This is a genomic window from Agrobacterium sp. K11 (assembly GCF_059429395.1).
Map to the genome: position 1 here is coordinate 401187 of NZ_JCAHRB010000002.1, position 24689 is coordinate 425875.

The following is a 24689-nucleotide window of genomic DNA, read 5'->3' on the forward strand; positions in this document are numbered from 1 at the left end:
TGCTCTAAGATGCGCTCTATGCCGCATCTTCCAGACCAGAGGTGTCCTTCCTGCGGAACTGGCTGGGCGGCGCGCCGATCACGCGTTTGAAGGCGCGGCTGAAGGATGCCTCGGAATCGTAGCCGAGCTTTTCCGCCGCCAACGTGACACGCATACCCTCGCGCAGCCACAGTCGCGCCTGATGCATGCGTATGCGAACGACATAACGGGCTGGGCTTTCACCCACCACACGGGTGAAGCGTTCTGCAAAACTCGAGCGGGATGCACCCATCAGGGAGGCAAGCTCTTCCACGCTCCAGTCTTTCTCGGGGGTAAGGTGGATCGCTGCAAGCACCCGTCCGAGTTCGGGATTGCGCACGGCGGCAAGCCAGCCGCTGGAATCGCCGCAACCATATTCTACCCATGTGCGGATCAGTGTTGCCGTCAAGACATCGGCAAGCCGCGCCAGAATGCCACCGGCACCAACACGGTTCAGTTCCACTTCGCGCGCCATGGCTTCCAGGAGATGCGGAATGGCCGGATCGCTTTTGGCGAGATCGCTGGTCAGCATCACATCCGGCATCAGTTGCAAAAGCGGATGCAGATTATCCATGTTGAAACGCATCGAGGCGGTAAAGGCTACCGTGTCGCCGCCGGCACCGGCACATTCCATGTCGAAAATGCCCTGACATACTTCCTTTTTACCGAACCGGTCGAAGAGGGCAGGTGTTACATCCTCGCCGCTGCCCAGCACATGGGCGTGGCCACGGGGAAGAAGCACTGCATCGCCGCACGTAAGCGTCAGCCATTCTCCGGAAGGTTTGCGTAATTTTGCCTGGCCCACGCCAATAAAATGAAACCGCGCCGCCTCCTGCTCGGGAAAGGCCGTCGCCCAGGGCGTTGCCATGCGGCAGCGGCCATATTCCACGCCGTCAAGCCGCAGACCACGCAGCATTTCCGTCAATGCATCATTCATGGCAACTCACAAATTCGGACGTTTGGTTAAGGAATGCGGATTTTTTAGCATGGAAACGCCGAGCTGTCACGCGTAGCTTACGACCATCGATTTGTGAGGCGACGCACCGGGCTCCCACCGGCTTCATCGTTTTGCCATTCCGTTTCAGGGCTCGTTCCCAGACTGCGCATCAGGAGATTTTCATGAATAACCGAACAATCAACGAACTTGAATATGCGCCACACAGACAAGAGCCGGATGCGAAGTGGGCGGCGGTGGTTTCGCTTTCGCTCGGTGTCTTCGGGCTGGTAACGGCGGAATTCCTGCCGGTCAGCCTTCTGACGCCACTGTCGACCGATCTCTCCATCAGCTCCGGCATTGCCGGCCAATCCATCACCGTCACGGCACTGGTCGCAGCGGTTGCCGGTCCCGGCGTCGTCATCGGCACGCGCAGCATTGATCGTCGGTGGACCCTGCTTGGCCTCACGACGTTGCTGATCATTTCCAGCACATTGGCCGCTTTTGCCAACGGTCTTTTCATGCTGTTCACATCGCGCGTTTTGCTCGGCATCGGCCTTGGCGGCTTTTGGGCCATGTCGGCGGCGCTGGCGCTAAGGCTTGTTCCGCTGGATAAGATGCCGCGCGCCATGGCCATCATCCTAACCGGCGTTTCGGTTGCCACCGTTTGCGCAGCCCCTGTCGGAGCGTGGATCGGCGCGACGCTTGGCTGGCGTGCGGCCTTTGTCGTCGCCGGCGTGCTGGGTGTCATCGCACTTGTCGTGCAGTTGCTCACCGTTCCCTCGCTGCCGCCGGCCGGTGCGCCCGGCCTGTCCACCATGTTCCGGCTATTGCAGCGCCCGCAGGTCAGGATCGGCCTTCTGACGACGCTATTCATCGTTGCGGGTCACTTCGCCGGCTTCACCTATGTTCGCCCCTTCCTCGAAGACGTGCCGCAGCTTGGCGTCGAAGCGATCTCGCTCGTTCTTCTGGCTTACGGCGTGGGCGGTTTTTTCGGTAATCTCTTCGGCGGCTTCCTCGCCGAGAAAAACACGGCATGGGCCGTGACGTTTGCTGCCACCCTGATTGCCGCATCCGCTTCCGTGCTGGTGATTGCCGGTGCATCTCCCGTTGTCGCTGGCTTTGCCATTGCCTCCTGGGGTTTCGCCTTCGGTGCGCTTCCTGTCAGCGTACAGAGCTTCATCACCCGCGTCGCCTCAGACGAGGCCGAAAGTGCGGGCGCGTTGCTGCTCACCACCTTCCAGATAGCCATTTCCAGCGGCGCTGTTCTGGGCGGACTGCTGATCGACCTTCAGGGTGCGACCATGGTCTTCGTTTTCGTCAGCATTGCAGCACTCCTCGGCGCATCGCTCATGGCATCGCGCCGTGGCGTGGTGCCGCAGATTGAAGCGTCGCAGGGGTAAGATAGTTGCCGGAAGAAAAAGGGCCCGCATCCGTGCGGGCCCGAATTTTATGATGAAAAGCAAACCCCGCCTCCGTCATGCTGGCATCAGGCCCGGGGTGACAGAAGGGATGTCGATAGGCTTTTCGCCTTCAAGGCGTCTTGATTGCCTTTCGCGTCCGGTCCTTGCCGACCTCGATTACATGGCGCATGGCTTTCACGGCGGCGTCCGCATCACGGGCGGCGATGGCGTGCACGATCCGCAGATGGTTTGCGGCGATCTCGGCGATGGTTCCGGGCGACGAGGCCGGGGATGAAAGCTGGAATGAGATCGCAAGGGCGGCCTCGATCAGCCCGCTTGCCGAACGCATGAAGGGATTGCCGGACATGTGCGCCACGGCGAGGTGGAATTCGAGGTCGACCTTGGCGATGGTTTCCGGCGTATGCTGCGGATTGTCGAATTTGGCGGCAATCACATAAAGGGAAACGATATCGTCATTCGATGCCTGAAGCGCGGCAGCTGCCGCTGCCGCCGGTTCGAGCGCGAGGCGGATTTCCGCCAGATGTGTCACGAATTCCTGGTCTATTCCGGCCTCGCAGCGCCAGCCCAGCACATCCGGGTCAAAGAAGTTCCAGCTCGAACGGTCGAGAACGCGGGTGCCGACCTTTGCCTTGGGTTCGACCAGCCGCTTGGCCGCCAGCGTCTTCATCGTCTCGCGCAACACGGTGCGCGAGACCCCGAAACGGAGAGACAGTTCGGCATCGTTAGGCAGCAGGGATCCTTCCGCAATCCTGCCCGAGACGATGGCGCTGCCGAGTTCGGAGACCACATGCGCGTGGCTGTTCCGGCGTTTTCGCCCGCTTATCGTCGTTTCGAGCAGCCCCAATAAAGCCTCCGTGTTGGTTATGCCGGATGTGGTCCGGCCAGTCTCCTGTTTGAATACCAGATGATTGCGCGCTGCAACACGATGAAGACAAAAAGCAGCACGCCAATAACGATTTTGGTCCACCAGGATGACAGGGTTCCGTCAAAAACGATGTAGGTCTGGATCAACCCCTGGATCAGCAGTCCGACGAAGGTTCCCGCCACCAGCCCCATTCCACCCGTCAGAAGCGTTCCGCCAATGACAACAGCTGCAATAGCGTCCAGCTCCACGCCCACCGTCGCCAAGGAATAACCCGACGAGGTGTAGAGCGTGTAGACGATGCCGGCGAGGCCGGACAGGAACCCGGAAAGTGCGTAGATGCCGATTGTCGTTGTACCGATCGGCACCCCCATCAGTTCGGCCGATTGCGGGTTACCGCCAAGTGCGTAGACATTCGCGCCGAAGCGGGTGCGGCTGGCAATCAGCATGCCGGCGGCAAAGACGAGAAGCATGACAATAGCAAGTGCTGTCAGCCTGCCGCCGCCGGGAAAGCGGAAATAAAATCCCTGTATCGCATCGACGAAGGGATGCGAGATCGGCACGGATTGCGTCGAGATCAGATAGGCCGCGCCACGCGCCAGGAACATACCCGCCAACGTCACCACGAATGGCGGGATCGACAGGAAGCGTATCATCGCCCCCATCAAGCAGCCGAACAGCGTTGAGATCACGAGCACGATGGCGAAGGCCAGCAGCGGGTGAATATTATAGGTGCCGACCATGACAGCCACGAAAACGCTGGTGAAGGCGATGACGGAGCCGATGGACAGATCGATGCCACCCGACAGGATCACGAAAGTCATGCCAACGGCAGCGATGCCGAGAAAGGCATTGTCGGTCAATAGATTGCCGATCACCCGTGTCGACAGGATCGCCGGATATTGCAGCACGCACAGAAGATAGGCGATAAGGAAGATCGTCAGTGTGGTGAGGAACGGAAGATTGCGGCTGTGGATCATCGCGCGGCACCTTCCTTGGTCATTCCGTTAGCCGTGGCCGGTTTTGCGTGTGGCTTTGGCGTTTTGACAAAGCCCAGAACCGCCATGATTGCCGGCGATTGCAGCGTGAGCACCACCATGATGATGCCAGCCTTGATGATGAGGTTGAATTCCGGCGGGAAACCGGAGACCAGAATGCCGGTATTGATGGTCTGGATGATGAGCGCGCCGATCAGCGATGCGGTGATGGAGAAGCGGCCGCCATTCAGCGATGTACCACCGATCACCACCGCCAATATGGCGTCCAGTTCCAGCCACAGCCCGGCATTGTTGGCATCCGCGCCGCGAATGTCGGCGGTCACGATCATCCCGGCGATGGCCGCGCAGAGACCGGAAACGGCGTATACGAAAAACAGCAGGAACCGTGCCCGCACACCGGCAAGTGCCGCCGCGCGGCGATTGATGCCGGTTGCCTCAATCAGAAAGCCGAGCGCGCTCTTGCGCACCAGAAGGCCGATTACCAGCGCCGCCGCCACCCAGATGATGACGGGCAGGGGAATGCCTGCGAAGGAGCCGGAGCCGATGGCCGAAAAGCTGTCGTCGTTGAAGGTGAGAATGACACCTTCGGTGATGAGCTGGGCGATGCCGCGCCCCGCCACCATCAGGATCAGCGTGGCGATAATCGGCTGGATGTCGAGAAGGGCGACCAGCACCCCGTTCCACAGGCCGCAGGCAATGCCGACAGCAAGCGAGATGGCGATGACGGTTGGGATGGAATGGCCGTTGCTGATGAGTGTTGCAGCCACCGCGCCACAAATGGCGATAACAGCACCGATCGAAAGATCGATGCCTTTGGTGGCGATCACCAGCGTCATGCCAATGGTCAGGAGCGCCACGGGTGCGGCACGCACGAGAATATCCATCAGACTGCCGTAAAGCCTGCCGTTTTGGAACGAAACATGCAGGAAGCCCGGCGAAACGATTGTAATCGCTGTCAGAATGACGAAGAGAGCGATCAATTGGGGAGCAAGCCTTTTCAGGCGCCTTGTCACAGCCACCATCATGCCGCCTCCGTTCTGGCCGCATCCGCAATTGCCCGCATGATGTTGTCGGCCGTCACCTCGCCGCCCTTCAATTCGCTGACATGCCGGCGGTCGGACAGCACGACGACCCGGTGGGCAACGGCGGTCAGTTCTTCCAGTTCGGACGAGATGACGACGAGCGACATGCCCTCGGTGCAGAGTTTTTCGATCATTTTGAGGATTTCCGCATGGGCGCCGATATCGATACCACGGGTCGGCTCATCGAGGATCAGAAGACGGGGATGGGTTGCAAGCCAGCGCGCCAGAATGGCTTTCTGCTGGTTGCCGCCGGACAGGAATTTTATCGGCCGGTCAGGATCGGCCGGGCGGATGTCCAGCGATTTGATGAAGCTTTCGGCCAGTTCCGCCTTCTGCCGGCGCGAAAGCGGTCGCGCCCACCCCTGGCGGGCCTGGAGAGCCAGAGCAATATTGTCGGTCACGGAAAAGTCGCCGATGATACCGTCAGTCTTGCGCTCCTCCGGGCAGAAACCGAACCCGGCCGTGATTGCGGCTTCAGGCGAAGAAAGAGCGATGGTCTTTCCGTCTATCGTGGCCTTGCCGGTATCGGGCTTGTCGATGCCGAACAGCAGGAAAGCCGTTTCCGTTCGTCCCGACCCCAAAAGACCGGCGACGCCGACGATCTCTCCCGACCGAATGCCGAGGTCGAAGGGGGCGATGCTGCCGCGTTTGCCGTACCCCTCGAAACGGATCGGCGGTTCGCCCTCGGCAACCGTGTCGTCAGTGGCCTGATGCTCGTGGGTGATGTGCTGAAGCTCGCGACCAAGCATCATCGCAATGAGTTCGGACCTCGGCAGGTTGCCGATGTCGCGCGTGCCAACGAGGCGACCGTTGCGCAGAACCGTCACCCGGTCGGCGATATCGTAGACCTGATTGAGGAAGTGGGTGATGATGACGATGCCGATGCCGCGGGCGCGCAATTTTCGCAGCACGCCGAACAGCATCTCGACCTCATGGGCATCGAGGCTGGCGGTCGGCTCGTCCAGCACCAGCACCTTGCCGGAAAGATCGACGGCGCGGGCAATGGCGATGATCTGGCGGATAGCCACGGAATAGCTGGAAAGCAGGGCGTTGACGTCGATCGAAAGCCCGTATTGGGACAGCAGCGCCTGCGATTGTCTCTGCATCGAGGCTCTGTCAATGAGCCCGAAGCGATGCGGTTGGCGGCCGAGAAAGAGGTTTTCGGCAACAGTCAGATTTTCGAGAAGGTTTACTTCCTGATAGACGGTGCCGATACCGAGGGCCTGCGCTTCGCCGACATTGGTGGGCGATATCTCGCTACCTTCCAGAAAGATGGAGCCGCTGTCGCGGTGGTAAACGCCGGTCAGTATCTTGATGAGTGTTGATTTCCCCGCGCCGTTTTCGCCGAGAAGCGCGTGAATTTCACCGCGCCCGAGCGAAAAATCGACGCCGTCCAGCGCCGTTATCCCGAGAAAGGATTTACCGATGGCGCGTGCTTCCAGAAGTGGTGCCGTTTCGGACATTGCGCAGGCCCTGCATGAAAGAAGCTGTGACGGAGCGGCACGCATGACATGCCGCTCCTTCCGAAGATAAGGGGGTCTATTAGTAACCCAGACCCTTCTTCGCCTCGTAGACCTTCATCGGGTCGTCAGACGCCGTGTAGAGCTTGGATTCGGTCTGAATCCACTTCGCCGGTGCCTTTTTGTCTTTCAGATAGGCTTCGAGAGCGTCGAAGGCAGGACCGGCCATGTCAGGTGTCAGTTCCACCGTCGCATTGGCTTCACCGGCGGCCATGGCCTTGAAGATGTCAGGTACGGCATCGATGGACACGACCTTGATGTCGGATCCCGGCTTCAGGCCGGCTTCCTTGATCGCCTGGATCGCGCCGACGGCCATGTCGTCATTGTGAGCGTACACGGCACAGATATCCTTGCCGCCGCCTTCGGCCTTGATGAAGCTTTCCATCACTTCCTTGCCCTTGGTACGGGTGAAGTCACCCGTCTGCGAGCGCACGATCTTGATGTTCTTGTGCGAAGCGATGGCTTCTTCGAAGCCCTTCTTACGGTTGATGGCGGGCGAAGAGCCGGTCGTGCCCTGCAATTCGACAACCTTGCAGTCCTTCGCGCCGACATCCTTGACGAGCCAGTCGCCGGCAACCTTGCCTTCGTGAACCTGATCCGAGGTGACCGCGGTCAGGTAAAGATCATCCGGCGCTTCGATCTGGCGATCGAGCAGGATGACAGGGATTTTTTCTTCCTTTGCTTCCTTCAGCACGGCGTCCCAGCCGGTTGCGACGACAGGTGCGATCAGGATCGCATCGACGCCCTGCGCGATGAAGCCGCGAACGGCCTTGATCTGGTTTTCCTGCTTCTGCTGTGCGTCGGCGAATTTCAGCGTAACGCCGCGCTTCTCGGCTTGCTGCTTGGTGACAGTGGTTTCAGCGGCGCGCCATCCGGATTCGGAGCCGATCTGCGAGAAGCCGACGGTCAGCGATTGTGCGGAAACACTGGATGCAAGGCATGCGGAAACGGCGACAGTGATTGCCGCAAGAGCTTTTCTCATCTTATCCTCCCAGAAATGATGTCAGCGTGACAACGTCACTATGAGCATATAGTAATACTCTTGAAAAGGGGTTTTTTAGCGGATTTCCAATTCACGTCATGTCGATTTTATGGAGGTACAGCATTAAACTGTAGTAAATCAATGGCTTATTGTGTGTATTCTAATTTCTGCGCCGCGCAAAAATCGCCCGCAATATAGTCTGATCCGGCTTGACAGGCCGCGCCGCTATCTAATAGTAATACAAATAAGCAAGTCAGGTCGTGACGGAATGTGGGGCCTCCGGGTCAGTTACAATCCGGCAAGGCAGGGAGGGAAGAGGCCATTGCGCAACGTCGGTATGGTCGTAAACACCGAAAAATATTCGGCTAAAGCTGAAGAACGGCTCCAGGTCACTCGTCTGGCGCTCGTCTGTCGGTTATGCGTGCTTCCGAGAAGCTGATTCCATTTTCCTTGCGCACAACATAAGCTTGTCGCATTTCGTAATATTTTACCGTTGGCCACTTCCGGCTGGAGACCGCATCATGACCAAATCCGACAACCTGCCCGCAACCCAAGGCAAGCTTCGTTCGCGCGCGTGGTTCGATAACCCCGCAAACGCTGATATGACCGCGCTTTATCTCGAGCGTTACATGAACTTCGGTCTCAGCCAGGCCGAGCTTCAGTCCGATCGCCCTATCATCGGCATCGCGCAGACCGGCTCGGACCTTTCGCCCTGCAATCGCCACCATCTGGAGCTGGCGCATCGCCTGCGCGAAGGCATTCGTGAAGCGGGCGGCATTGCCATTGAATTTCCAGTGCATCCGATCCAGGAAACCGGCAAGCGCCCGACGGCGGGTCTCGATCGCAACCTCGCCTATCTCGGCCTCGTGGAAGTGCTTTACGGCTATCCGCTCGACGGCGTTGTTCTGACCATCGGCTGCGACAAGACCACGCCTGCCTGTCTTATGGCGGCGGCCACCGTCAACATTCCGGCCATCGCTCTTTCCGTCGGCCCCATGCTGAACGGCTGGTTCCGTGGCGAGCGCACCGGTTCCGGCACCATCGTCTGGAAAGCGCGTGAACTGCTGGCCAAGGGCGAAATCGATTATCAGGGCTTCGTCAAGCTCGTCGCTTCTTCCGCACCTTCCACCGGCTATTGCAACACCATGGGCACGGCGACGACGATGAACTCGCTTGCCGAAGCACTCGGCATGCAGCTGCCCGGCTCGGCCGCCATTCCGGCGCCTTACCGCGACCGTCAGGAAATCTCCTATCTCACCGGCCTTCGCATCGTCGAAATGGTCAAGGAAGACCTTAAGCCTTCCGACATCATGACCAAGGATGCCTTCATCAACGCCATCCGCGTCAACTCGGCCATCGGTGGCTCCACCAACGCGCCGATCCATCTGAACGGCCTTGCACGCCATGTCGGCGTTGAACTGACGGTCGATGACTGGCAGACCTACGGTGAAGACGTGCCGCTGCTCGTCAACCTGCAGCCGGCCGGTGAATATCTCGGCGAGGATTATTACCATGCCGGCGGCGTTCCGGCTGTCGTCAACCAGCTGATGACCCAGGGGCTCATCATGGAAGACGCCATGACCGTGAATGGCAAAACCATCGGCGACAATTGCCGTGGTGCCATCATCGAAGACGAAAAGGTCATCCGTCCATATGACCAGCCGCTCAAGGAACGCGCCGGTTTCCGCGTTCTGCGCGGCAACCTGTTCTCCTCTGCCATCATGAAGACGAGCGTAATCTCGGAAGAATTCCGCAAGCGTTATCTCTCCAACCCGAACGACCCGGAAGCCTTCGAAGGCCGTGCCGTTGTGTTCGACGGTCCGGAAGATTACCATCACCGCATCGACGATCCGTCTCTGAAGATCGACGCCAACACCGTTCTCTTCATGCGCGGTGCCGGTCCGATCGGTTATCCGGGTGCGGCAGAAGTGGTGAACATGCGTGCGCCGGACTATCTCTTGAAGGAAGGCGTCAATTCGCTGCCCTGCATCGGTGACGGCCGCCAGTCCGGCACGTCTGGCAGCCCGTCCATCCTCAACGCTTCTCCGGAAGCAGCGGCAGGCGGTGGTCTGGCCATCTTGCAGACGGGTGACCGCGTTCGTATCGATGTGGGTCGTGGCAAGGCCGACATCCTGATTTCCGGCGAGGAACTGGCCAAGCGTTACGAAACGCTCTCCGCCGAGGGCGGCTTCAAGTACCCCGATCACCAGACGCCATGGCAGGAAATCCAGCGCGGCATCGTCAGCCAGATGGAAACCGGCGCGGTTCTGGAACCGGCCGTGAAGTATCAGCGCATTGCCCAGACCAAGGGTCTGCCGCGCGACAACCACTAAGGCAGGGCCGTTTGCGGCCCTTTGATGGAAAGGGCTTTGCCCTTTCCATCGTCATGCCCGGACTTTGTCCAGAGCATCTGCAAATATTTGATTTTTAGAGATTTTGTAAATCCTCGGGTCAAGCCCGAGGATGACGTCGCATGTTTAAAGTGTACGTCACGGATCGACTGTTTCACCGTGTTTGAGGCTACGCTGAACACATTTCGGCTCAAGGCCGCAGGACGGGAAAACGACGTTTCAACCGCCCCGTCAGCCTGCGCTTAAAAAATTAAATCACAGGATAAAGCGACCAGAAGAACAGTTCGTATTCCTGATCACGGTCGTCATCGTTGGACTGGTCGTCCGGTCTGCGTGGCGTCCTGTCCTGCAAATCCTTCTCGACCCGCTCGTTTATGGCGGGCGTTCTTCGGCCGATGCCAAAGAGGTCAAAGGAGAGCATGTTGAACCCTGCTACCATGGCCATTTCCCTTCTTCACGCGAGTTAACAGTGCGTTAAGTTTCGCGCGTTGCCATGATTTCGTCAAGATTGGCCAAGGAATTTGTCTACCATTTTTAACAACAATGGCGTGACTGACGTTCCGCCAGCACCCGATTTCGCGCAACGAACGTTTATCGGCGCTGTCAGAGACCCTTCGAGGAGGTGCCGGAATAGCTTTTTTCGGCCGCTTTCAGCGCGGAATCGGTATCTGCGGCATGGCCGAGGCTTCTCAGGGCGCTTGAAACAGCGGTTATATTGGCTTGCACCGAATCCGGATTGGCGCGCCGGCCGGTGTGATTGAGCCTTATCAGCCGTTCCGCACCGGGACCGACACCGCCCGAGACATCCGCACCTTGCTCCCTGGACGCAGCCGCCAGAAATGCGTCGGCATCCACCGCGTCCGGCAAGATCGCTGTCGAAACCAGAGCAGACGCGTCAGTCTCCTCCACCCACGTCGGTATACCAAGGGCCCTGATGCCGTTACGAGTGGCTGTCGCCGCTCGTTCGTGGCGTTCATTGGCGGATGCCAGACCCTCTGCCTCTATCCGGTCGAGTGCCGCCTCCAGCGCATAGAATTCCAGCGGCGCAGGTGTTCCCGGGAGCGCGCCGCGGCCGGTATCGAGCCAGAGTTTCTTCTGGTCGAGAAGTGAAAGCATGGAGTTCTCAGGTGCATTGCCATGTGAAAGAAGTTTCCAGGCACTTTCGCTGACGGAGATGGCGGATAAGCCCGCCGGGCCTGCCAGCGCCTTTTGCGGGCCGATGACTGCAATATCTATGCCGAGCTGGTCAACCTCGAAGGCATGGCCGCCGATGGAAGCGACGGCATCGACGACCGTGACGATGCCTCTGTCTTTGGCGAGCGCGGCAATGGCGGGCAGGGGGTTGAGAATGCCGCTTGCGGATTCCGCGTGCACGATAGCGAGAAGATCAAAACCTTGCCCTTCGTCCAGCGCTCTCTCGACCTCGTGAAGTGATATCGGCTTTGCCGGAGCGGTGGTCAGGTTGCGAACCGTTGCGCCGCCACGCTCCAGCCAGCCACCAAACCACGCGCCATAGGGACTAGTGACGATATTGAGCGCTCTCAGACCAGGCCGCGCGAGGCTGGTGGCCGCAGATTCAAGCGCAAGCACTGCTTCCGCCTGTACCAGAAGCAAATCGTTGTTCGTGCCCATCAGCGCCGCCAGCCGGTCGGCGAGAGCGGCGTAACGGTCTGCTGGAAAGGCGGGCGGGTCGAGCAGCAATGCGTAATCCGGGGCGGGCATGTCTTATCCTTGCGTGGTGGTGGTCAGGCGCGGCGCAGCCTCGATCAGGGTTCTGGCAGTCGAGGATTGCGGCGTGGAAACGATGTTTGCTGTCCTGCCGATCTCGACGATCCGACCCGCCTCCATGATGGCGACGCGGTGGCAGACGGCGCGGATGACCGCGAGGTCGTGGGAAACGAAAATACAGGCGACGGCCGTCTCTCGCTGTATTTCGACCAGCAGTTCGAGAATTTGCCTGCGTACGGAGACATCGAGCGCTGAAACGGCCTCGTCCAGAATGAGAAGGGATGGTTTGAGTGCGATGGCTCTGGCAATTGCCACGCGCTGCCGCTGGCCGCCGGAAAGCTCGAACACCGAGCGGTCAGTATAGCTGGCGGGCAGCCCGACTCGCTCGAGAAGGCGGCGGATTTCTGCCGGGCGTTCGCGTCGTTCGACGATGCGATGAATACGCAGCGGTTCGCCTATGGCATCCTCGACGCTGGCGCGCGGGTTGAACGCGCCATGCGTATCCTGAAACACCATCTGCATATGCCGCCGCGCCGTGCGCAGTTCGCCGCCATCAAGCGCCAGCCAGTCGCGAGTTTCAAAACGGACCGTGCCTTCGTCGGCCGGGATCAGCCGCATCAGGATGCGTGCCAGTGTGGATTTTCCGCAGCCGGAGGGGCCGGCAAGCCCAAGCGTCTCGCCGGGCTGAAGCGAAAAGGATATATCGGACAGTGCTTCCACCGTGCGTGCGCCGGTCCGGTAGGTTTTCGAGAGGTTCTCTACGCTCAGAAGGGCTTCGTTCATGATGCGGCCTCATTGATCAGAGGCGGTGTCGAAAGGTCGAGATAATCGGAGAGCAGTGCGCGCGTATAGTCGTGCGCAGGCGCGGATAACACCCGCCTGGTGGTGCCGTGCTCCACCAGCCGTCCGGCATGCAGAACGGCGATCTCGTCGGCAAGGCCGGAAGCAAGACCAATATCATGGGTGATGAAGACCAGCGTTCTTTCTTCTTCACGCACCAGCCCATCCAGCAGTGCGGCAATGGCGGCCTGGCTTACCGTGTCGAGCGCGCTCGTCGCCTCGTCGGCGATCAGGATTGCGGGGTGCGCGGCAATGGCGGCTGCAATCGCCACACGCTGTCTTTGCCCGCCGGAAAGCTGGTGCGGATAGGCGCCGAGGAGATGGGTGGGATGCGGCAACCGCACCCGTTCCAGAAGATCGCGGGCAAGATCTCGTGCCTGCTTCCATGAAAGGCCCAGATGCCGCACAGCGCCTTCCGCCACCTGTTCACCGATGGTGAGAACCGGGTTCAGCGTCGCACCGGTATCCTGAAAAATATAGCCGATATCGCGGCCCGGCTGCGGCCTGTCTGTGAAAAGACCGCTGTCGCGGCTCCAGGAAATATCGCCGGAAACCCGTGCGCTCAAAGGCAGGAGCCCGGCAATTGCCTTGGCGAGCGTCGATTTGCCCGAACCGCTTTCGCCGATGATCGCCAGCCTTTGTCCCTGCCGGATCGTCAGCGAAATATCCTGCAGCGCCGGTCCGTCGCCGGCCGCATAGCGGACGCTGAGATCGTCGATCCTGCAGAGTGCATTGCCGCTCATGGCGTTTCTTTCCTCGTCGCCATCGCTTTGTTGATTCCCTCCGCGAGAAGATAGACGCCGAGAACCGTGACCAGAAGACCGATGCCGGGGATGACAGAGAGAAACGCCGCCGAGCGCAGGACGTTGCGTCCTTCCGCGATCATCGAACCCCAGGTGACGATATTCGGATCGCCGAGGCCGAGGAAGGACAATGCCGCCTCGGTTAAGATAGCGGCAGCGACGATGATGGCGGCGAGCGCCAGAACCGGCGGCAGCGCATTGGGAAGTATTTGCCGAAACGCGATCTCCAGCGGATACATGCCGATGGCGCGGGCGGACTGCACGTAATCCCGCTCGCGGATACTCAACACCTGCGCCCGCATCAGTCGTGCTGGATCCGCCCAGGCGCCAAGCGCAATCGCAAGGATGACGATGGGCATGGATGGGCCGATGGTGCTGACGAAGGCGAGCGCCAGAAGGAAATTCGGCACGATCTGGAAGGCGTCGGTAACACGCATCAGCCCCTCATCTACGAGGCCACCGGCAAATCCGGCAATTGTGCCGACGACGGTGCCGATCATGAGGGCGGCAGCGGCAGCGCCGATGCCGACGAGCAGGGATGCCTGCGCACCGTGGGCAAGTCCCGCCAGTACATCGCGGCCCAACCGGTCGGTGCCGAGGGGGAAGGCGGCGTGGGAGAAGGGCGTGATGAGCGGCTCACCGACGATCGACAGCGGGTCACCGGGAAACAGAAGGGGAGCGGCGAGCGCCGACACTGCTAGCAGTGTCAGGATTATGGCGCCTGCTGCACCTTCGAAACTGCGCAGGAGCCGGAGAGTGAAACTCATGTCTGTTGCTCCCCGCTGCCGATGCGCGGATCGAACACGGCATAGAGAATATCAACGACGAGATTGATCAGGATAACGAAAACGGCGCTTGTCAGAATAATGCCCATCAAGAGCGGTGTGTCGCGGCCGCTGACGGCTTCCTGCGCAAGCCGGCCAAAACCGGGAATGGCAAAAACGCTCTCGATCACCACGCTGCCGCCGAGCATGGTTGCCGCTTGCAGGCCAAGCACGGTGACGAGGGGCAGGGCGGCGTTGCGTGCGACATGGCGCAGCACGATCCGCCGTCTCGAAAGCCCCTTGGCCTTGGCGAAGAGCACGAAATCCAGCGGCCAGACCGCCGCCATGGCAGTACGCATGACACGCAGGAAAAGCGCCAGATAGATCAGCCCGAGACTGGCGACCGGCAGGACAAGATGGCGGGCAATATCGAGCGCCCTTGCAAATCCCTGTTTTCCGGATGCGATGGTTTCGATGCCGGATGTTGGCAGCCACCTCAGTTGCACGGCAAAGACGATGGCAAGCACAAGGCCGAGCCAAAAGCCCGGCGTGGCGTAAAGCGCCAGCGACAGGGCCGAGAGTACCCGGTCGGTCAACCCGCCGGGACGGGCGCCCGCCAGGATGCCGAGCGCGGTGCCGATGATGAAAGCAAGCGCGGTGGCACTGCCCATCAGGAGCAGCGTGTTCGGCAGCCGTTCGAGGATCAGCCCCAGCACCGGTCGGTCAAACGCAAGCGACCAGCCGAAATCAAGTCGCAGCACCGAGCTGGCGTAAAGCCAGAAACGGGCCAACACCGAACCGTTCAGACCATATTGCTCGCGCAGGGCATCCCGCAGTCCGGCGTCGCCGCCGCCGATGGAGACGAGATAGGCGTCAACCGCGTCACCGGATGCGTTTTCAAGCAGCACGAAGGTAAAGACCAGAACGATCAGCAGCACTGGAATGGCGCTGATCACCCTTCGCCGTAGCAATGTCGCCGCGCGCCTCACGGCGCTTCCTCAGGTGCCGACCACCGTATCCGCCCAGTTGGAAACGGCCCAGCGTGGATTGCTGGCGACGTGTTTGACAGTATCGCGCGCAACCGTGATGAAACCCCATTCGGCGACATTGATCAGCGGCAGATCGGCGGCGACCTGCTTCTGGAAATCCTTGTATAGTACCGTGCGGGCTGCCGTATCCACGGTTTCCGCCGCCTTGTCGATCAGTGCATCGAGCGCCTTGTTCTCATAGCCTCCCTGATTGGAGAAGCCGACGCCGGCTGGAATGCCGGAGCGCACGAGAATGGTGGTGGAGATCGCCGGATCGCCACGGAAGACCGGGGGCGCGATGGCGAGATCGAAGGCATGGTCTGTATAGACGGCCTTCTGGTGCGCGGCGGCATCATTGTTGACCAGCTCAGCATCGATGCCGATTTCCTGTAGCGCCTGGCGAAGATAGGAACCGAATTGCTTGGTTTCATTGAAGTAGGGCGCCGGCAGAAGCTTCAGTGAAAACCGCGTTCCGGTCGCTCCGCGTGCATAACCCGCCTCGTCCAGCAGGGCGTTCGCCTTGGCGACATCGAAATCGTATGTCTCGACGTCTCCCGTGTAAAACTGGGGTGCATTTTTTGGTACGGGGCCGGTCGATGCTGTGGCGTAACCGAGGAAGACCTTGTCGATGACGAATTTCTTGTCGATGGCGTGGGCGATCGCCTTCCTGACCTTGAGGTCGGCCAGCTCCTTGCGGCGGTGGTTGATTTCCACGACGAGCTGATAGGTGAGGGCTTCGTAACCCTCCGGGATGACCTTGATGCCCGGCTCCTTCGCGATGCGGGCAAGATCGGCAAGCGGCACGGCGGAAAAGGCCGCGAGGTGGATTTCTTCGGCTTCAAGCGCAGAAGCGGCGCCCGCGCGGTCGGGCAGAACGCGATAGATGATCTCATCGAGTTGCGGCTGGTTCTTGCCCCAGTAATTGGGATTGCGGGTCAGGCGGTAATATTCGCCGGGCTTATATTCCGCAAAAACGAAAGGTCCGGTGCCGACTGGTTTCGTATTGGCCGGATTGGTGGCGATATCGCTGCCTTCATAAAGGTGTTTCGGCACGACGCTGGTGACAACCGGCAAAGCGTTGCGGATGAGCTGGAAGGGTGTCGGCTTGGAAAAGCGGAAAATGGCCGTGTGGTCATCAGGCGTATCCACTCTTTCAAGATTGGCAAAGACCAGCCGCCCAAGGTTTTGCAGCGGCTTCCAAACCGAAAGTGCGGAAAAGGCCACATCTGCGGAGGTGAAGGGTTTGCCGTCATGCCAGGTCACGCCTTCGCGCAGTTTGAACGTGGCACTCAAACCGTCCTCCGATCCATGCCATTCCGTCGCAAGCCTTGGTTCCAGCCCGTCCCTGCCATTGAAGGAGGCTTCCGCCAGCGGCTCAACGATCTTGCTCGAGATATAGAACACGCCGTTGGAGGCAACGATGGCCGGGTTGAGGTTCTTCGGCTCCGAATCAGCCGCAACGATCAACCGCCCACCGGGCTTTGACTGCTGCGCGGCGGCAATGCCCGCAAGTCCGGTGGTTGCGGCAAGAAGGAGCGAGGTCTTGAGAAGCGAGCGGCGGGACAGGTGGACAGGCGACATGAGGTTCACTCCGGAATGAGGGCGGGCGGGCCTTTCCGCTGGGCCGCGGCCTGCCCGATCTTAAGACTGCAACCGCAGCAGTGTCCACGTTAATTCACGGGCTTTACAGCAATGATTTTACGTTGCGCGACCGCTTGCGGAAACAATATGCTTCAAGGTGCCACTCCCCTTTTCTTAAGCCGTGCCCGTTGCCGTAAAACGGCGATGAAAAACTGATTTAACGCAATAAATATAGAGGCTTGGAGTGCCGATTCCTTGCTGGTGCATGTCACGTCTCACCTGTGGCTAAAGCGAAATTCTGCCTGCGTGACCCGGTTTGGAAAGGGGTAATTAACCTTTATTTTCTATTTCAGGGAGACCGAAATATGTACGTTTATGATGAGTGTGCACGCTGCCATGAGCTTCTCCCGATCCAGATTCCAGAATTCGTCCAATAGCGTAGGGGAGGGGAGCGATAAGGCTCGTCATGCCGGCGGCAAGGCCGTTGCCGGTCAGGAGCAGGCCGCGGCAATGAAGGCGGGTGTTGCGCCCCGGCCGAATGCCGATGTCAGTGCTGCCGACGCCATCGAAGGCCGCGCTGAAATGCCGGGCTGGCAGAATGCTTTCGTGCTTGGCCCGAATGTGCGTTTCACCCGTACGCCGGAAAGCGCCTTTAGCCGGCGCATGCCGGTCGAGACGCCGCATCTTGCGGAAGAGGAGGCACCCACCGACATCCTGTCTGAAACTGCCGAGCCTGAGATGGTCGTGCAGCCGGAGGCTGCTGTACAGGAGCCTGCACTTGCGACGGTCGTAAAGTCGCCGGAGCCGCGCATTCAACCGCCACGCATGCCGTTTCTGCCGCAGCCGCCGGATGCGCGGGGCGCAAGGGCGCTGACCTACAAATTGCGACTGGAGCTTGCGCGCAAACAGGCGGAAGAAGCCGCTGCAGCAGCGCTGATGCCGCCTCAGCCGGTTGACGCAGCCGCCGTCTTCGAAGCGCCGGTACCGGGAACCGATTCACCTGTTCAGCCGCTGCCCGCCGCGTCGGTTGCATCTGTCGAACAGGTTGCAACGCCGCAGGCATCCATTCCCGCCTTTGCCGCGCATCTGCCGGATGAGCTTTTCTGGGAAGTGATGACGCTCGATCTGCCGGATGACGCCGGCGAAGGCCTTCCCGCATCTGCGCGCACCGTTCTCGCAAACCCGTTGCTGACAGCGCCTGCGATTGCCCCGACGCTGGCATCCGCATCTCCGGTCGCTCCGGCAATCCGGCTTTCGGCCGTACCGCCCGTCATCAGGATTCCGGGTGGTTCAGCGATCAGGCTTTACCGCGAAATCGGCGTGCATCATCCTGCAATTCCAGCCCCAACTCAGGTCGTTGAACCAGAGGTCGCTCCGCAGCCGGTCGTGGAGACGGTCGCAGTTGCTGAGCCGCAGAGGCCTGTTGAGCAGGTTCAGCTGGCGGAAAGAATCGTTGCCGAGCCGCGTTTCACGCCCCGCGCGCCCATCCAGGCCTCGCAGCCTATGTTCCGGGAAGCGCCGGTCTTTGCAGACGGCGAATATGAATACCCCTCCATCGATCTTCTGCAGCAGGCTCGCGTCCAGCAGACCACGACCATGACGCCGGAGGCGCTCGAGCAAAGCGCCGGCCTGCTGGAAAGCGTGCTGGAGGATTTCGGCATCAAGGGTGAGATCATCGATGTGCGCCCCGGCCCAGTTGTGACGCTTTACGAATTCGAGCCCGCCCCCGGCGTGAAGTCCTCGCGCGTTATCGGCCTGTCGGACGATATCGCCCGCTCGATGTCGGCGCTCTCGGCGCGTGTCGCCGTCGTGCCCGGCCGCAATGTCATCGGTATCGAGCTTCCCAATCCGGTGCGCGAGACGGTCTATCTGCGCGAGCTTATCGAAGCGACCGATTACAGCGAGACCCGCCAGAAGCTGGCCCTTTGCCTTGGCAAGACCATTGGCGGCGAACCTGTCATCGCCGAACTGGCGAAGATGCCGCATCTGCTCGTTGCCGGTACCACCGGTTCGGGCAAGTCGGTCGCCATCAACACCATGATTCTGTCGCTGCTCTACCGGTTGAAGCCGGAGGAATGCCGGCTGATCATGGTCGATCCCAAGATGCTCGAGCTTTCGGTCTATGACGGCATTCCGCATCTTCTGACCCCTGTCGTCACCGATCCGAAGAAGGCGGTCATGGCACTGAAATGGGCCGTACGCGAAATGGAAGACCGCTATCGCAAGATGTCGCGTCTCGGTGTGCGCAATATCGACGGTTACAACGCAAGGGCCGCTGCCGCCCGCGCCAAAGGGGAGACGGTGTTCTGCAACGTGCAGACCGGCTTCGACCGCGCAACCGGCGAAGCTGTCTACGAGCAGGAGGAAATGGACCTCACCGCCATGCCCTATATCGTCGTCATCGTCGACGAGATGGCCGACCTGATGATGGTCGCAGGCAAGGAGATCGAAGGCGCGATCCAGCGTCTTGCGCAGATGGCGCGCGCTGCCGGTATCCATCTCATCATGGCCACCCAACGCCCCTCGGTCGATGTCATCACCGGCACGATCAAGGCCAACTTCCCCACCCGCATTTCCTTCCAGGTGACCTCGAAGATCGACAGCCGCACCATCCTTGGCGAACAGGGTGCCGAACATCTGCTCGGCCAGGGCGACATGCTGCACATGATGGGTGGCGGCCGCATCTCCCGTGTCCACGGTCCGTTCGTGTCGGACGAGGAAGTGGAAAAAGTCGTGGCGCATCTGAAGACCCAAGGTCGGCCTGAATATCTCGGCACCGTTACGGAAGACGCCGACGAGGCTGACGACGAGGCGGAAGAGGAAACGGCGGTCTTCGACAAGACATCGATGGGCGACGACGATAGCGACGATCTCTATGAAAAGGCCGTTAAGGTAGTGATGCGCGACAAGAAATGCTCCACCTCCTATATCCAGCGCCGCCTGTCGATTGGATACAATCGTGCCGCCTCCCTGGTCGAGCGCATGGAGCAGGAAGGCATTGTCGGTCCCGCCAACCATGTCGGCAAGCGCGCCATCATCGCCGGTGAGCGCGACACCTACGAGGCGATTGGCGGCGACGACTGATTGATCCATTCGGGGCGCGATATTCGATTGCAAAAACGCGCCCCGTGACTAGCTTGTGCGGCATGGATTCTGGAATCGGGAGGTTCCCCTGATGTCGCACAGCAATGAAAATGTCACCGTCCTCGCAAGGCTGGATGAACTGGAGCGGTTTTGCCGTTCCGTTTTCCTGGCTGTCGGCACCGATGATGAAACCGCCGATGCGGCGACCCGCGCCATGATGCATGGCACACGGCTGGGCGTAGACAGCCACGGCGTTCGGCTTCTTGCTCACTACATCGCAGGACTTGAAGGCGGGCGTCTCAATCCGCGGCCGCAGATCAGCCGCGTGTCCGGTTTCGGCGCGGTGGAGACGATCGATGCCGACCATGCCCATGGCGCCCGCGCTACCTATGCGGCCATGGACAGCGCCATGGCGCTTGCTGGGAAATTCGGCATCGGCGCCGTTGCGATCAGGAATTCCTCGCATTTCGGCCCGGCCGGCGCTTACGTGCTGGAGGCGGCGCGGCAGGGGTATATCGGCATTGCCTTTTGCAACTCCGACAGTTTCGTGCGCCTGCATGACGGCGCGATGCGTTTCCACGGCACCAACCCCATTGCAGTCGGCGTGCCGGCAGCCGATGACATGCCCTGGCTTCTGGACATGGCCACCAGCGCCGTGCCCTATAACCGGGTTCTGCTTTACCGCAGCCTGGAACAGCAATTGCCGGAAGGAGTTGCGTCTGATGGCGACGGTATCGACACGCAGAACCCCAATGCCGTTGAAATGCTGGCTCCGCTGGGCGGTGCCTTCGGTTTCAAGGGAGCGGCGCTTGCGGGAATGGTGGAAATCTTTAGCGCCGTTCTCAGCGGCATGAAGCTCAGTTTCGATATCGCCCCAATGTCGGGGCCAGATTTTTCCAAGCCGCGCGGGCTTGGGGCCTTCGTCCTGGCGTTGAAGCCCGAAGCCTTCCTTGAGCGCGAAGTGTTCGACGAAGGCATGAAACGCTATCTCGAGGTACTGCGGGGATCGCCAGCGCGGGAGGACTGCAAGGTCATGGCGCCGGGCGATCGGGAATGGGCGGTAGCGGCAAAGCGGGAGAGGGAAGGCGCACCTGTCGATCCCGTCACGCGTGCTGCGTTTTCGGAACTTGCGGCAAAACTCTCGATCATTCCGCCCGCATATCACTAAGACTGGGCCTGTCGGTGACGGCGCTTGCCGCCGCCATCGCATCGTCAGGCGGGGCGCTGTAGCATTTTGGGCTGCGGGTAGGGGGTAGTCGCCACGTTCAGCCTTTCGGCGACGACTGGGCGTCCGATATAATAACCCTGCGCATAATCGATCTCGAGCTGGCGCACGAGCCTCAGCTGCTCTTCCGTCTCCACGCCTTCGATCAGGATCTTGTGGCCGCGATTGCGGATGAGACGGATCATGTCCTGCAACATCGCCCGGCCGCGGGGTGTCTTGCTGTCATGCAGGAAGGAGCGGTCAATCTTTACGGTATCGAAATCCGTCATCCGCAGCCAGGAAAGACCCGCAAATCCGGTTCCGAAATCATCCAGCCATATATTGATGCCGAGCGTCTTCAGATCGTTCAGACAGCGTAATACATCCGAATGCATCTCCATATCCAGACCCTCGGTGATCTCGAAGGCCAGCCTGCCGCCGGCAATCCCAGCCTCAACGAGGATCGCTGCGACCGAAGTGGCAAAACCAGGGTTCTTCAGCTGCATCGGCGATACGTTGACGCTGACCACCGATACCTTGTCATCGGCCAGTATCTGCCGGCAGGCGGTCTTTATGGTCCAGAGACCGAGCTCCATTATCGTGCCGGTGCGTTCGGCAATCGGGATAAAGGTGCCGGGCGAAACGGAGCCACCGTCGAGCAGGCGAAGCCGCATCAACGCTTCTGCTCCTGCCGTCTCGTTGGTCGATATGTTGAGGATCGGCTGATAGACGAGAGAAACGAGGTTTTCCGCGACAGCGATTTTCAGAAGTGCGGCGATATTTTCGGTTTCGTCGCTGGTCTGCGGATCGTCCGGATCGAACAGCTTCATGCAATTGCGGCCATTGGCCTTGGCGATATAAAGCGCCCGGTCGGCCTCGTTGATGATCTTTTCGAGCTTGCCATCCGGATTGGGACGGGTGAAAGACGCGCCAATGCTGACGGTGACGATGAAGGTTCCGTCCCGGCGCTGATCGTGCGAAAGCGACAGGTCTTCGACGGTGTGGCGGATGGTTTCGGCAAGCTCACCCACCTGCTGTCTGGACTTGAACGGAGCGAGTACGATGAACTCCTCACCGCCATAACGGCCGATGGAGGCGCCATGGTCGATGATCGCGTCCTGCAGGGCGTTGCCCACCGTCACGAGGCACTTGTCGCCTTCCTGGTGGCCGTAGCGATCATTGTATTTCTTGAAGAAATCCACGTCGATCAGAAAGACGGCGAAACCTTCCCCCTTCTTGCTCCAATTGTCCCACAACAGGCGCAGATGCTGGTCGATGGCGCGGCGGTTCTGCAGGCCTGTCAGGGAATCGGTATTTGAAAGCCGCAACAGCGCCTGCCCGCGCTCGTCCGCCGCTTTCTGCTGGGCCTTGGCTTCCAGTGCGTTGAGAAAGACGTGGTAGCGTTCCCGGTTCAGGTTCCAGTTCACGTAAGAGGTGAAGACGAAGCAGGAGATATAGAAGGTGCCGAAAGCGAGCTTGTAGAACGCATCTTCGGGAAACTGCGTCGCCGCCAGAAAGTAGGTGACAAGAATGATGCCCGATGACACGAGCGAAAGATGGAAGCGGAAGGTGAAAAACAGATTGGCGCCCATCATGAAGATCGCCCCGAAAACCATGTAATAGGACATGTTTTCGAGATTGTCGGTCAAGAGCGAGGGCACAAGCCAGCCAATATAGCCCATGACGAGCGCAGTGGCGCAGGTGAGGTCAAGTGCGGCGGTGCTCGCGCCCATGCGCAATTGAATTTCGAGCGTCAGCAGGGACGTCAGGACGACGATAACTCTTGCGATTATGGTGTAAAAGGCGACGTCGGGCACCAGAATGATGTCGGTAATGGCAAATAGCAGATAGATGAAAACAGCCGTCCACAGGCCCCGCCTGATCGAACCCCGGCGGCTACGCTCACCTTCCTGCTGGTAAAGGGCAAGAAGTTCATCAGAAAACCGGGCGTCCGGCCGCCGATATTCTTGCTGTCCACTCACCTCGCCTAACGTGTGCTTCATGCACTTTCCCATAGTGTTGCGTATACTTTATCAAGTAACTGCTTATTCGACCTTTGCGTGTACTTTCACGCTAAGCGCGATTTCCTGCCGATTTCTCTCCATGCGGGCGGAAACATGAAAAGCAAGAGCGCATCATACGCTCGCAACATTAAGTTTCACTAAATCGCGTATCCGCTTTCTCCTCCGGTCCACGAGTGTGACCAAAAAAATACGCTAATAAACTAATGTATCCCTACACTGCTCAAAAATCGAAAGCGAGTGGCCTTCCGTCTCCCAGAAACGTATAGTTAACAATGTGTTAATACTGGAGGCTGAAGTGAGGCAGGTAAAGAAAAGAAATCTGGACGGGGCAAGTCTGATCACTCCTGATACTGTCGCAAAAGAGATTTTTGCACGGAAAACGGAAGCGTTCGATGAGCATTTCGCAGTTGCGAAAGCAGAGATCGCGATCATTCTCGAATTGGCACAACAGCAGTTCGAAAATGGTGTTTCAGCACATGAGATAATACATCGAACGGCAGGCGCACTGCATGGCCTGCGCGAAAAGCTCCACTCAAGCGTGTGGGCTGAACTAATTCCTCTGGTGCAGAATCACTCCGTGTCGGACTATTTTCTGGAAGATCCCTTCACGCGCTGGTCGTTCGAAAAGCCGCGGGGCTATTCGGGCGATGCGCAGCTTCTCGACTTCATCTACGGTCACGACAGCGTTGCGGATAAGGTGAAGAACGCAACGCCGCTTGGCGCGGCTCTCTACGATTATACGAAGGACGCCAGTTCCTCGGTCGCTGTCCGCGAGCGGCGGGATTTGCTGACCCGGTTTGTTGACGAGGCTGCGGCCCGGCATGGAAGCGAAACGGAAATCCTCACCATTGCATCGGGACATCTGCGCGAGGCGGATGCATCCGTGGCCTTGAAAGAGGGCAAGATCCGGCGCTGGGTGGCGCTCGATCAAGATCCCCTGAGTGTCGGTTCCGTTGCCCGCGATTTCAACGGCAGCTGCATCGAGGCGATTGACGGTTCGGTGCGTGACATCGTCCTGCGTTCGCACGAGCTCGGCAAATTCGATCTGGTATATGCCGCCGGTCTTTACGATTACCTGAATGACAAGGTGGCGATCAAACTCACGCGGCGCTGCATGGAGATGCTGAAGCCCGGCGGAATGTTCCTCTTCGCCAACTTCTCCGAAGACATTGTGGTCGATGGTTACATGGAGACCTTCATGAACTGGGCGCTGCTGTTGCGTTCGAAGGCGGATATGTGGCGGATCGTCAACGCCAGCGCCGATCCCGCAAGTATCGAGGCGGAGGTATTTTTCGGCGAAAACCACAATATCGTCTATGCCACGATGCGCAAAAAGGCCTGAGCCCAACTTCGTTTCGCATGTCCGCGCGAAATAGGACGCCCGCATTTTATCATGCGGGCGGCAAGGCCTGTGCACGCCAATAATTATTTGATTAAACGTCGCTACAGGCCTAAGAATTCG

General features: G+C 59.6%; 19 protein-coding genes. 5 read left to right on the forward strand and 14 right to left on the reverse strand.

What is annotated here, in order from left to right; genetic code table 11:
* Positions 1 to 16: 16 nt before the first annotated feature.
* Complete coding sequence (locus AC5SEO_RS03475; protein WP_013761499.1) at positions 17 to 955, reverse strand: AraC family transcriptional regulator; 939 nt, start codon at positions 953 to 955, stop codon at positions 17 to 19.
* Between the two features lie 182 nt (positions 956 to 1137).
* Here AC5SEO_RS03475 and AC5SEO_RS03480 point away from each other — a divergent pair, with 182 nt between their 5' ends.
* Positions 1138 to 2355, forward strand: coding sequence for an MFS transporter (locus AC5SEO_RS03480; protein ID WP_019564605.1), 1218 nt, complete (start codon positions 1138 to 1140; stop codon positions 2353 to 2355).
* Positions 2356 to 2485: 130 nt separating this feature from the next.
* Here the strand turns inward: AC5SEO_RS03480 and AC5SEO_RS03485 are convergent, their stop codons facing one another.
* The 5 genes from AC5SEO_RS03485 to ytfQ all read right to left on the reverse strand — a co-directional run bounded on the left by AC5SEO_RS03485 (position 2486) and on the right by ytfQ (position 7820).
* Complete coding sequence (locus AC5SEO_RS03485; RefSeq protein ID WP_013761497.1) at positions 2486 to 3220, reverse strand: FadR/GntR family transcriptional regulator; 735 nt, start codon at positions 3218 to 3220, stop codon at positions 2486 to 2488.
* Positions 3221 to 3237: 17 nt separating this feature from the next.
* The gene (gene yjfF, locus AC5SEO_RS03490) at positions 3238 to 4218 is read right to left on the reverse strand and encodes a galactofuranose ABC transporter, permease protein YjfF (RefSeq protein ID WP_174068802.1); all 981 of its coding nucleotides are present in this window, start codon (positions 4216 to 4218) and stop codon (positions 3238 to 3240) included.
* Positions 4215 to 5258 (reverse strand): ABC transporter permease, encoded by a 1044-nt coding sequence (locus AC5SEO_RS03495; RefSeq protein WP_174068951.1) that lies wholly within the window; start codon positions 5256 to 5258, stop codon positions 4215 to 4217. The genes yjfF and AC5SEO_RS03495 overlap by 4 nt, the downstream gene beginning before the upstream one ends.
* The gene (locus AC5SEO_RS03500) at positions 5258 to 6781 is read right to left on the reverse strand and encodes a sugar ABC transporter ATP-binding protein (RefSeq protein WP_174068801.1); all 1524 of its coding nucleotides are present in this window, start codon (positions 6779 to 6781) and stop codon (positions 5258 to 5260) included. The genes AC5SEO_RS03495 and AC5SEO_RS03500 overlap by 1 nt, the downstream gene beginning before the upstream one ends.
* Before the next feature lie 79 nt (positions 6782 to 6860).
* Positions 6861 to 7820, reverse strand: coding sequence for a galactofuranose ABC transporter, galactofuranose-binding protein YtfQ (ytfQ, locus tag AC5SEO_RS03505; RefSeq protein ID WP_003510698.1), 960 nt, complete (start codon positions 7818 to 7820; stop codon positions 6861 to 6863).
* A gap of 521 nt (positions 7821 to 8341) precedes the next feature.
* On the opposite strand from ytfQ, the gene AC5SEO_RS03510 reads away from it, so the two are divergent.
* Complete coding sequence (locus AC5SEO_RS03510; protein WP_003510695.1) at positions 8342 to 10153, forward strand: IlvD/Edd family dehydratase; 1812 nt, start codon at positions 8342 to 8344, stop codon at positions 10151 to 10153.
* 268 nt (positions 10154 to 10421) lie between these two features.
* On the opposite strand, the gene AC5SEO_RS03515 is transcribed toward AC5SEO_RS03510, so the two are convergent.
* The 7 genes from AC5SEO_RS03515 to AC5SEO_RS03545 form a co-directional block, all read right to left on the reverse strand.
* Complete coding sequence (locus AC5SEO_RS03515; RefSeq protein WP_013761494.1) at positions 10422 to 10616, reverse strand: hypothetical protein; 195 nt, start codon at positions 10614 to 10616, stop codon at positions 10422 to 10424.
* A 158-nt stretch (positions 10617 to 10774) separates the two neighbouring features.
* Positions 10775 to 11893 carry a pyridoxal-phosphate-dependent aminotransferase family protein gene (locus AC5SEO_RS03520; protein ID WP_174068800.1) on the reverse strand — a complete coding sequence of 373 codons (1119 nt, stop codon included), beginning with the start codon at positions 11891 to 11893 and terminating at the stop codon, positions 10775 to 10777.
* A gap of 3 nt (positions 11894 to 11896) precedes the next feature.
* Positions 11897 to 12682, reverse strand: coding sequence for an ABC transporter ATP-binding protein (locus tag AC5SEO_RS03525; protein WP_174068799.1), 786 nt, complete (start codon positions 12680 to 12682; stop codon positions 11897 to 11899).
* Positions 12679 to 13482, reverse strand: a complete 804-nt coding sequence (locus AC5SEO_RS03530) for an ATP-binding cassette domain-containing protein (RefSeq protein WP_149915991.1) — start codon at positions 13480 to 13482, stop codon at positions 12679 to 12681. The genes AC5SEO_RS03525 and AC5SEO_RS03530 overlap by 4 nt, the downstream gene beginning before the upstream one ends.
* Positions 13479 to 14309 carry an ABC transporter permease gene (locus AC5SEO_RS03535; RefSeq protein WP_174068798.1) on the reverse strand — a complete coding sequence of 277 codons (831 nt, stop codon included), beginning with the start codon at positions 14307 to 14309 and terminating at the stop codon, positions 13479 to 13481. Before AC5SEO_RS03535 ends, AC5SEO_RS03530 begins: the two co-directional genes overlap by 4 nt.
* Positions 14306 to 15295, reverse strand: a complete 990-nt coding sequence (locus AC5SEO_RS03540; protein WP_035251436.1) for an ABC transporter permease — start codon at positions 15293 to 15295, stop codon at positions 14306 to 14308. The genes AC5SEO_RS03535 and AC5SEO_RS03540 overlap by 4 nt, the downstream gene beginning before the upstream one ends.
* Positions 15296 to 15304: 9 nt before the next feature.
* Entirely contained in the window at positions 15305 to 16915 is a 1611-nt protein-coding gene (locus AC5SEO_RS03545) for an ABC transporter substrate-binding protein (RefSeq protein ID WP_174068797.1), read from the reverse strand.
* A gap of 375 nt (positions 16916 to 17290) precedes the next feature.
* Here AC5SEO_RS03545 and AC5SEO_RS03550 point away from each other — a divergent pair, with 375 nt between their 5' ends.
* Together AC5SEO_RS03550 and AC5SEO_RS03555 are read left to right on the forward strand one after the other, a co-directional pair.
* Complete coding sequence (locus AC5SEO_RS03550; protein ID WP_013761487.1) at positions 17291 to 19999, forward strand: DNA translocase FtsK; 2709 nt, start codon at positions 17291 to 17293, stop codon at positions 19997 to 19999.
* 91 nt (positions 20000 to 20090) lie between these two features.
* Positions 20091 to 21167: an Ldh family oxidoreductase gene (locus AC5SEO_RS03555; protein WP_013761486.1), complete on the forward strand. Its 1077-nt coding sequence runs from the start codon at positions 20091 to 20093 to the stop codon at positions 21165 to 21167.
* A gap of 44 nt (positions 21168 to 21211) precedes the next feature.
* On the opposite strand, the gene AC5SEO_RS03560 is transcribed toward AC5SEO_RS03555, so the two are convergent.
* A complete protein-coding gene (locus AC5SEO_RS03560) occupies positions 21212 to 23206 on the reverse strand; it encodes a putative bifunctional diguanylate cyclase/phosphodiesterase (RefSeq protein ID WP_013761485.1) in 1995 nt (664 codons plus the stop codon).
* 316 nt (positions 23207 to 23522) lie between these two features.
* Here AC5SEO_RS03560 and AC5SEO_RS03565 point away from each other — a divergent pair, with 316 nt between their 5' ends.
* Positions 23523 to 24569, forward strand: coding sequence for a class I SAM-dependent methyltransferase (locus AC5SEO_RS03565; protein WP_013761484.1), 1047 nt, complete (start codon positions 23523 to 23525; stop codon positions 24567 to 24569).
* Positions 24570 to 24689 lie beyond the last annotated feature (120 nt).

What these genes read in the sequence shown, in the direction of transcription:
- AC5SEO_RS03555 (WP_013761486.1), top strand. Translation starts at nt 20,091, where the DNA reads ATGTCGCACAGCAATGAAAATGTCACCGTCCTCGCAAGGCTGGATGAA.
- AC5SEO_RS03545 (WP_174068797.1), bottom strand. Translation starts at nt 16,915, where the DNA reads ATGTCGCCTGTCCACCTGTCCCGCCGCTCGCTTCTCAAGACCTCGCTC.
- AC5SEO_RS03560 (WP_013761485.1), bottom strand. Translation starts at nt 23,206, where the DNA reads ATGAAGCACACGTTAGGCGAGGTGAGTGGACAGCAAGAATATCGGCGG.
- yjfF (WP_174068802.1), bottom strand. Translation starts at nt 4,218, where the DNA reads ATGATCCACAGCCGCAATCTTCCGTTCCTCACCACACTGACGATCTTC.
- AC5SEO_RS03535 (WP_174068798.1), bottom strand. Translation starts at nt 14,309, where the DNA reads ATGAGTTTCACTCTCCGGCTCCTGCGCAGTTTCGAAGGTGCAGCAGGC.
- AC5SEO_RS03480 (WP_019564605.1), top strand. Translation starts at nt 1,138, where the DNA reads ATGAATAACCGAACAATCAACGAACTTGAATATGCGCCACACAGACAA.
- AC5SEO_RS03550 (WP_013761487.1), top strand. Translation starts at nt 17,291, where the DNA reads ATGATGAGTGTGCACGCTGCCATGAGCTTCTCCCGATCCAGATTCCAG.
- AC5SEO_RS03525 (WP_174068799.1), bottom strand. Translation starts at nt 12,682, where the DNA reads ATGAACGAAGCCCTTCTGAGCGTAGAGAACCTCTCGAAAACCTACCGG.
- AC5SEO_RS03515 (WP_013761494.1), bottom strand. Translation starts at nt 10,616, where the DNA reads ATGGCCATGGTAGCAGGGTTCAACATGCTCTCCTTTGACCTCTTTGGC.
- AC5SEO_RS03530 (WP_149915991.1), bottom strand. Translation starts at nt 13,482, where the DNA reads ATGAGCGGCAATGCACTCTGCAGGATCGACGATCTCAGCGTCCGCTAT.
- AC5SEO_RS03500 (WP_174068801.1), bottom strand. Translation starts at nt 6,781, where the DNA reads ATGTCCGAAACGGCACCACTTCTGGAAGCACGCGCCATCGGTAAATCC.
- ytfQ (WP_003510698.1), bottom strand. Translation starts at nt 7,820, where the DNA reads ATGAGAAAAGCTCTTGCGGCAATCACTGTCGCCGTTTCCGCATGCCTT.
- AC5SEO_RS03510 (WP_003510695.1), top strand. Translation starts at nt 8,342, where the DNA reads ATGACCAAATCCGACAACCTGCCCGCAACCCAAGGCAAGCTTCGTTCG.
- AC5SEO_RS03495 (WP_174068951.1), bottom strand. Translation starts at nt 5,258, where the DNA reads ATGGTGGCTGTGACAAGGCGCCTGAAAAGGCTTGCTCCCCAATTGATC.
- AC5SEO_RS03475 (WP_013761499.1), bottom strand. Translation starts at nt 955, where the DNA reads ATGAATGATGCATTGACGGAAATGCTGCGTGGTCTGCGGCTTGACGGC.
- AC5SEO_RS03520 (WP_174068800.1), bottom strand. Translation starts at nt 11,893, where the DNA reads ATGCCCGCCCCGGATTACGCATTGCTGCTCGACCCGCCCGCCTTTCCA.